This is a genomic window from Kribbella sp., assembly GCF_035687465.1.
In the GTDB taxonomy this organism is placed as follows: domain Bacteria; phylum Actinomycetota; class Actinomycetes; order Propionibacteriales; family Kribbellaceae; genus Kribbella.
Map to the genome: position 1 here is coordinate 1 of NZ_DASRXP010000525.1, position 7,404 is coordinate 7,404.

The 7,404-nt window shown below is 66.8% G+C and carries 6 protein-coding genes; 2 read left to right on the forward strand and 4 right to left on the reverse strand.

The window, feature by feature from the left end; all coding sequences use genetic code 11:
* Positions 1-272: 272 nt before the first annotated feature.
* From VFG33_RS27860 to VFG33_RS27870, 3 genes are all read right to left on the reverse strand, one after another.
* Positions 273-851: an AAA family ATPase gene (locus VFG33_RS27860; protein WP_325055935.1), complete on the reverse strand. Its 579-nt coding sequence runs from the start codon at positions 849-851 to the stop codon at positions 273-275.
* A 14-nt stretch (positions 852-865) separates the two neighbouring features.
* Positions 866-1,633, reverse strand: a complete 768-nt coding sequence (locus VFG33_RS27865) for a RibD family protein (RefSeq protein ID WP_325055936.1) — start codon at positions 1,631-1,633, stop codon at positions 866-868.
* Positions 1,634-1,916: 283 nt separating this feature from the next.
* Entirely contained in the window at positions 1,917-2,684 is a 768-nt protein-coding gene (locus VFG33_RS27870) for a class I SAM-dependent methyltransferase (RefSeq protein ID WP_325055937.1), read from the reverse strand.
* Positions 2,685-2,867: 183 nt separating this feature from the next.
* Between VFG33_RS27870 and VFG33_RS27875 the strand changes: the two genes are divergently transcribed.
* The gene (locus tag VFG33_RS27875; RefSeq protein WP_325055938.1) at positions 2,868-6,248 is read left to right on the forward strand and encodes a GH92 family glycosyl hydrolase; all 3,381 of its coding nucleotides are present in this window, start codon (positions 2,868-2,870) and stop codon (positions 6,246-6,248) included.
* 29 nt (positions 6,249-6,277) lie between these two features.
* Positions 6,278-7,015, forward strand: coding sequence for a peptidylprolyl isomerase (locus VFG33_RS27880; protein WP_325055939.1), 738 nt, complete (start codon positions 6,278-6,280; stop codon positions 7,013-7,015).
* 36 nt (positions 7,016-7,051) lie between these two features.
* Here VFG33_RS27880 and VFG33_RS27885 read toward each other — a convergent pair.
* On the reverse strand, positions 7,052-7,404 hold a 353-nt coding region (locus VFG33_RS27885; RefSeq protein ID WP_325055940.1), incomplete at its 5' end, for a helix-turn-helix domain-containing protein.

Below are 7,404 nucleotides of genomic sequence, written 5' to 3' on the forward strand. Positions count from 1 at the left end.
GCCATCAGGTGCAGGCTGAGGGTTTGCAGGCGGGCGATCTCGGTCCGCGCGGCGTCGAGAGTCAGCAGCTGTTCGCTGCCGCTCATCGAGTACACCGGCCGTGCGCCCAAGATCTCCATACCCAGAAGCCTAGACACCACCGCCGACAGTTTCCGTGCGGAATGCCCTTATCTGTAAGGGATTCCGAAGATTGTCTGGATCTTGTGGGTGGTATCGAATCACGCCAAGTTGTCCACAGCAACCTCTGACTTGTGGACGAGGGGCGCACCCACTCAAGTCCTGTCAGTCCCGTCTGCAGGAACTGTCTGGAGGAGGAATCGCCTGAGCTGGCGGCGCGAGGTGAGTCTGATGAAGTGGACCTGAGAGAACCTCGGGTCGTTCACAAGCTGGCCGTACTCCTGCTTTGTCGGCGCGTAAGTACGCCAGGCCCAGAGGAGGATCGACTTGGCCGGGTCGCGGCTGAGTTGGTCGCGGAACGGGCGCTCCCGGTTGCCGTTCCACAGTTCGACGCCGGAGATTGTGCGCCGTACGGTCCGGCGGAGTAGTTGCCACATCACGACCGGGCGGGACAGGTCGAGCCAGACCACCGTGTCGGCGGCGGTCCAGGTGATCTGCCGGATGCGGTCGGAGTAGTTGCCGTCGACGATCCACCCGCCCGAGTCGGTCGCCTTCCGGACGCGTGCCTCGAACTCCTCCTTGTCGAGCTTGGTCCAGTTGGCCTGCCAGAAGATCGAGTCGAGTTCGATGTGGCGCACACCGAGACGTTCGCTCAGCTCTCGCGCCACCGTCGACTTGCCCGCCCCGGCCACGCCGATCACCACGATGCGGCTCATGCGGTTCGTCCGTGCCATCCCGTGACCGTAGTTCAGCTCTCGGTCACGGCGTAGTGCAGGCGAACGGAGCCGCCGGTGTCGGTGTGCACCGAGAGCAACTGCAAACGGGTCGGAGGCTCGCCTACGGCAAGAGGTGGCCCGTCCATGACCGACGGCGTGCCGAGTCCGCCGATGAGAGCCGGCGCCAGCGTCAGGTGCAGTTCGTCGATCAGACCTGCCCGCAACAACGCACCATTGAGGCCGCCGCCCGCGGTCGACAGGACGCAACTGACGCCGAGCTCGGTGCCCATCGCGGCGATCCCTCGCGCCAGGTCGACGCGCTCTTCACCGACGACGAGATAGCAGATGCGTTCCCGGCGGAGATAGCCGAGATAGTCGGCCGGAGTCGCCCGCGCCACCAGGACCAGCGCGTCCCAGTCCTGATGTTTCTCGGTCCAGCGCACTCTTCCGCGGCTGTCGACGACGGTGAACCACCTGTGCGGCGGCGACGGTAGTCCGGTGATGTCCGGTGGAAGGAAGTGCCGGTAGAGCCCGGCGGTGTCACCGTCGTAACTGGGCAGTTCCGCCGGAATCGCGTCCTCGGTCACCAGGCTGCCGCTGCCCTCCAAGATGGCATTGCAGCCGTACTGCTGGCTGAGCACCTCGATGATGTCGATCGGCACCGGATCGGCGGCCGGCGGCGTCATCGATCCCCACAGATCCGTACTTGGCTGGTGCATCAAGAGCGCGTCTCGAGTGAGCGCGACCTTCCCGTCGACACTGGCCCCCACACTGATCACCACGCGAGGTCGCTTCTGCATCACAGCCTCCTTCGGCTCCCTGGACGGCGGACACCAGATCTACCAGCGGCCACCGACAACGTGGCCTGCCCGAGTAGTTCAACGGCCCTGCAAGTAGTTGAAGACTTGAGTGCCCTCGTACAGTAGGTCCAACGGCACCGGGCCCGCAGGAACGACAGCGACAAGCCCAGATCAGAGTGGCAGTCGCCCCAGCGAAACTCCCTCGAGCAAGAGACTTGCGCCCCCGGCTGCCACCCCTACCGCAGCAGCGGTTCCCCTGACAGGTCAGGGTGCCGGGTGAGCTTCATTCCCCTGCCCCGGCACCCTGGCCGCCAACCTCAGTTTCCAAACTCCTGCTCGCCAGTACGACGAACTCGCGCCCCGGCCGATCAGGTGCATCGCGGACCTCGTCGACGGTGAATCCGGCGCTCTGCAACGAACGTTCGATCTCCGAGCGCGAGCGGAACCGCAAGGTCGAGTCCGAGGTGAGCACCGCGCCGTCCGCGGCGAAGACATAGGTATTGCGGAACGACACCAGCGGCAGTTCGACCGAGGTCAGGTCGCACCACTTCTCCACCTCGCCGACACCCTCGAGATCCGCGACCGTGTGGGTCTGCTCGCGATTCCACTCCAGCCAACCCTCGCGCGCGGGATCCCGGGTCTCGAAGACGAGCCGCCCGCCTGGCGTCAGCGCAGTACGGATGCCGGCGAGGGTGGCGGCCCAGTCGTCGTCGGTGAGGAAGACCTGGGCCACGTTCGCGGTCATCGTCGCGAGATCGACCTGCAGCGGCGGCAGGCCGGTCGCATCACCATGGATCCAACGGACCTTGTCGGCGAACGGCTTGCGGCGGGCGACCTCGAGCGAGGCCTCGGCCGGATCGACCCCGGTGACCTCCACTCCCCGCGAGGCGAGCAGGCACGCGAACGTCCCCGTCCCGCACCCGACATCGAGCACCCGCCGCGCGCCGAACTCGGCGACGATCGCCAGGTAAGCGTCCAGGTCACCGCGATCCGGTTCCAGCGGGTCATAGATCTCGGCCAGCCGGCGGTCTTCGAAGAGGAGGTCAGCCACGGCCACGACCTTAGATTCGCTCCCCCGAATCCGGCGACCGATTAACCGCGCCGACCCATCGCTGCAGGAGATCGCGCGGTTGCGGAACGTGCCCGAATGCTTGACGGCGCTCCGACGGGTCGGGTATCTCTTGCTGACAACGATGTCACTCCGCCCCGACGGCATCGCAGATGGGGGAATCCCGTGAAGCACCTGATCGTGCGCCGGCGCGCCGGCGCAGTACTGGTCGGCTCGCTAGTGGCCGCACTCACGCTCTCGACGACTGCATTGGCCCAACCAAGCCCCTCGCCCACAGGAGCCGGCAGCAACACACAGCCGACGACTGCCCCGCCTGACAGCGTGCCGTCCAGCCTGAGGTCGATGGAAGCCTCGCGGATCACGACGAGTTCGGCGGATCCGACCGAGCATGTCGATCCCCTGATCGGCACCTCGAACCTCGGCGACGTGTTCCCCGGCGCCGTCACGCCGTTCGGGATGTTCTCCTTCAGCCCCGAGACCAGCCGCGGCAACCAGTACCGCACCGCCGCGCCCGGCGGCTACCTGTACGACGCGACGCGGATCCGCGGCTTCAGCATGACCCACATGTCGGGCACCGGATGCGCCGGCGGCTCGGGCGACATCCCCATTTTCCCGTACGCCGGTGACGTCGTCTCGTCACCGCAAACGGACGCCAAGGACGCGATCTACGCCAGCACGTTCTCGCACGCGAACGAGATCGCCAAGCCCGGGTACTACAAGGTCGGCCTCGACTCCGGCGCGACCGCCGAACTCGCCGCGACCACGCGCACCGGCTCGGCCACGTTCACCTTCCCCGCCGAGAAGGCGAAGTCCCTGTTGTTCCGCACGTCCAACTCCGAGGTCGGCTCGAGCGACGCCGAGGTGAGGATCGACCCGGCCACGCGGACCGTCACCGGTTCCGTCACGAGCGGCAACTTCTGCGGCTACCTCGCGTCTGTGGGGCAGCGGAGCTACTACACGTTGCACTTCGTCGCGGAGTTCGACCAGCCGTTCGCGAACCACGGGACCTGGAAGGACACGACAGTCATTCCGGGGAGCACGAGCGCCACCGGCGGTACGACGTACGGGCCTGATGGGTGGATGCCGGCCAACAAGGGCTCGGGTGCCTACCTCGGCTTCGACAGCGGGACCGTCAACATGCGTATCGGCATCTCCTACGTCAGCAAGGCGAACGCGCAGGCCAACCTCAAAGCAGAGAACCCCCGCGGCACCAAGCTGGAGACCACCGCGGCCAAAGCCAAGCAGGCCTGGCGCAAGCAGCTCAACCGGATCGAGATCGGCGGCGGGACGGCAGACCAGCGCACTACCTTCTACACCGCGCTGTACCACGCGCTGCTGCACCCGAACGTCTTCAGCGACGTCAACGGCCAGTACTGGGGCTTCGACCAGAAGCTGCATCGAGTGAGCCGCGGCCAGAAGCAGCAGTACGCCACCTTCTCCGGCTGGGACGTCTACCGCTCGCAGGTCCAACTCCTAGCCCTGCTGGAACCAGAGAAGGCCGGCGATGTCGCCCAGTCCCTGCTGAACCAGGCCGAGCAGAACAACGGCATCTGGGACCGCTGGACCCACGCCTCAGGCAGTACTGCGGTGATGACAGGTGATCCGTCCGCTCCCGCCCTAGCCGGCATCTACGCATTCGGCGGCACCAACTTCGACGTCCGCACATCCCTCAAGTCACTCGTCAAAGCCGCCACCGTGCCGACCGAGAAGGACCTGAGCTCCGCCGGCAAGCCGGTCATGTCGGTCGGCCAGCGTCCGTCCCTCGACAAGTACCTCGCGCTGCACTACATCCCGACGAAGTCCAACGCCTGGGGTGGAGCCGTGGAGACCCTCGAGGACGTGACTGCCGACTTCGCCCTGGCCCAGCTGGCCACGAGGACCGGTGACAAGAAGACGGCTGATCAGTTCGTCAAGCGCTCGCAGTACTGGCAGAACGTGTTCAACCCGGAGAACGGCGGCTACATCCAGAACCGGGACGAGAACGGCGCCTGGCCCGGATTCGAGCCGGCCACGGGCGACGGGTTCGCCGAGGGCAGCAGCGCGCAGTACAGCTGGATGATCCCGCACAACCGGGCCGGGCTGTTCGATGCAATGGGCGGCAAGGCTGCGGCGACCACCAGACTGGACGCGTTCTTCAAGGACGAGCAAGGGAACTGGGCGCTGACCGGCGCGGGCCCGCTGCACGCGGAGATGGACAACGAGCCGTCCATCAACACCCCGTGGATCTACAACTACACCGGCCAGCCGTACAAGGCGCAGGAGACGTTGCGGCAGGCCATGAACCAGCTGTGGAACACCACTACCGGCGGCATCCCCGGCAACGACGACCTCGGCGCGATGTCCTCCTGGTACGTGTGGACCGCCCTCGGCCTCTATCCGGACGTCCCGAGCCGCGCGGAGCTCCAGGTGGCCGCGCCGCTCTTCCCGAGCGCCGTAATCCACCGCGACAAGGGCAAGACGATCCGGATCAAGGCACCTGCCGCAGCCACCGACGCGCCGTACGTGCAGAGCCTCAAGGTGGACGGCCGTACTTCGGCCAAGCCGTGGCTACCCGAGTCGTTCGTCAGTCGCGGCGGCACGCTCGACTTCAAGCTGGGCACCACCGCCAACACCGCCTGGGGAAGCGCAGCCAAGGACGCACCGCCTTCCTGGCGCACCGGCGAGATCCCCTTCCAGACGTCGACCGACATCAGCCGGGTAGTAGTCGCCCCTGGTACTACGGCCGGCCCGGTGACCATCAAGGCCCACCGCCTCAGCGGCACCGCCACCACAGTCCAGTACTCCGTGACGACGCCCGCAGGTCTCACCGCAAGCCCTGCAAGTGGTTCCTTCACCGTGGAAGCCAGCGGCGGAGCTCCAGTACAGATCTCTGTGGCCCCTGGTACTCCGGACGGCCGCTACCCAGTCGCTGTGGCTCTCAAGGCAGCAGACGGTACTCCGCTCCCCCGGCTCGGGTTCACCGTCGTAGTGGGTCTGCCGAACTCGTTCTCCGTGCTCCGCGAAGGTGTAGCCGCCTCGGACGACGCCGGTGACCACGACGAGGCGGACTTCGACGGTGGTGGGGTCAGCTACTCGCGGCAGGCACTGGCTGCTGCTGGACTCACCCCGGGAGGCACTGTGACGAAGGAAGGCCTGACGTTCACGTGGCCCGGCGTACCGGTTGGTGAACCCGACAACGTGCCGGCAGACGGCCAACTGCTCAACCTGGACGTGCCTGCGACCGCTACGAAGCTGTCGTTCGTCGGCAGTGCGGTCAACGGCAACCAGGAAGGCAAGGCCACGCTGAACTACTCCGACGGCACCACCGGTGAGATCGACCTGTCCTTCAGCGACTGGACACTGGGTGGCGGCGGGGACACCGTGCACTTCGGCAACCTGGTGATGGCGACCACGCCGTACCGGAACGAGGCAGGAGGTGGCAGAGACAACGTGGTGACACATATCTTCGCCACAGCACCGGTGACCTTCCCGGCGGGCAAGACGCCGGTTAGCGTGACGCTGCCGAAGAACCGCGACCTGCGGATCTTCACGCTGGCTACCGGTTGATCCCGACCGCCCCTAGAGGAGATGCATCGATGAGAGCCACCAGCGTCATCGCCTGTACCGCCCTGTCCATTGCAGGCCTGCTCGGCACCGCCGTGACCGCCTCGGCAGGACCCGTCCCGGCCGAGACACCCCGGACCACCACCAGCGGTCCCTGCGGGTACACGTCTACACCCGAGGACCCGTCACCGCGGCCGGTGTCGCTGCCGCCGGACCCGAAACACACCCCGGACAAGGGGTTCGCGAAGGTGGTGCTCGCCACCAACCAGGGCCCGATGCTGCTCACCCTGGACCGGGCCAAGGCGCCCTGCACTGTGCAGAGCTTCCTCCACCTGGCCAAGAGCCGGTTCTACGACTTCACCACCTGCCACCGGCTCACGCTGTACCCGACGCTCAGTGTGCTGCAGTGCGGCGATCCGACCGGTACCGGCGAGCGCGGCCCGGGCTACTCGTACAAGGACGAACTCCCCACCGATCTCCCCAACTGGCCGGGTGACACCACCGGCACCAGGAAGGTCTACGCCCGCGGCCTCCTGGCGATGGCCAACGCCGGACCGAACACCAACGGCAGCCAGTTCTTCCTGGTCTACGCCGACTCCCGCCTCAGTCCCGCCTACACAGTCTTCGGCACCGTGGACCGCCTGGGCCTCAAGGCCCTCGACAGGGTCGCCGCAGCCGGCGTCGTCCCCACCGAAGAAGACCCAAACCCCGTCGACGGCCCCCCGAACCGCAAGACCGACATCCTGGTAGCCCGCCAACTGGGCTTCTAGGTACGTACCCACGCAGTTGCTGCAACGTTGGGTAGGTCAGTAGCGTTCGGCGTACCAGGTCGGGGACTCACCGAACATGGCGTGGAAGTCTCGGGTGAAGTGGGCCTGGTCGGCATAGCCGAGGTCGGAGGCCAGGCCGGACCAGTCGATCTCGACGCCGCCCGCCAAGCGCTCGGTGACCTCGTGCAAGCGGTACCGGCGGATGACCCACTTCGGCCCGATGCCGACGTACTCCGCGAACAGGCGCTGCAGCTGCCGGATGCTCAGGCCGAGGTTGTGGGCGAGCGCGTCGACGCGCGTGATCTCCGGGGTCGCCGCGATCTCGGAGACCATGTCCGCGACCTCTTGGGCCCGGGGATCCTGCTCGGGTAGCTGCGCGCGGAGAAACC

Coding starts and splice junctions, on each gene's coding strand:
- VFG33_RS27865 (WP_325055936.1), bottom strand. CDS start 1,633: ATGCAGAAGCGACCTCGCGTGGTGATCAGTGTGGGGGCCAGTGTCGAC.
- VFG33_RS27860 (WP_325055935.1), bottom strand. CDS start 851: ATGGCACGGACGAACCGCATGAGCCGCATCGTGGTGATCGGCGTGGCC.
- VFG33_RS27880 (WP_325055939.1), top strand. CDS start 6,278: ATGAGAGCCACCAGCGTCATCGCCTGTACCGCCCTGTCCATTGCAGGC.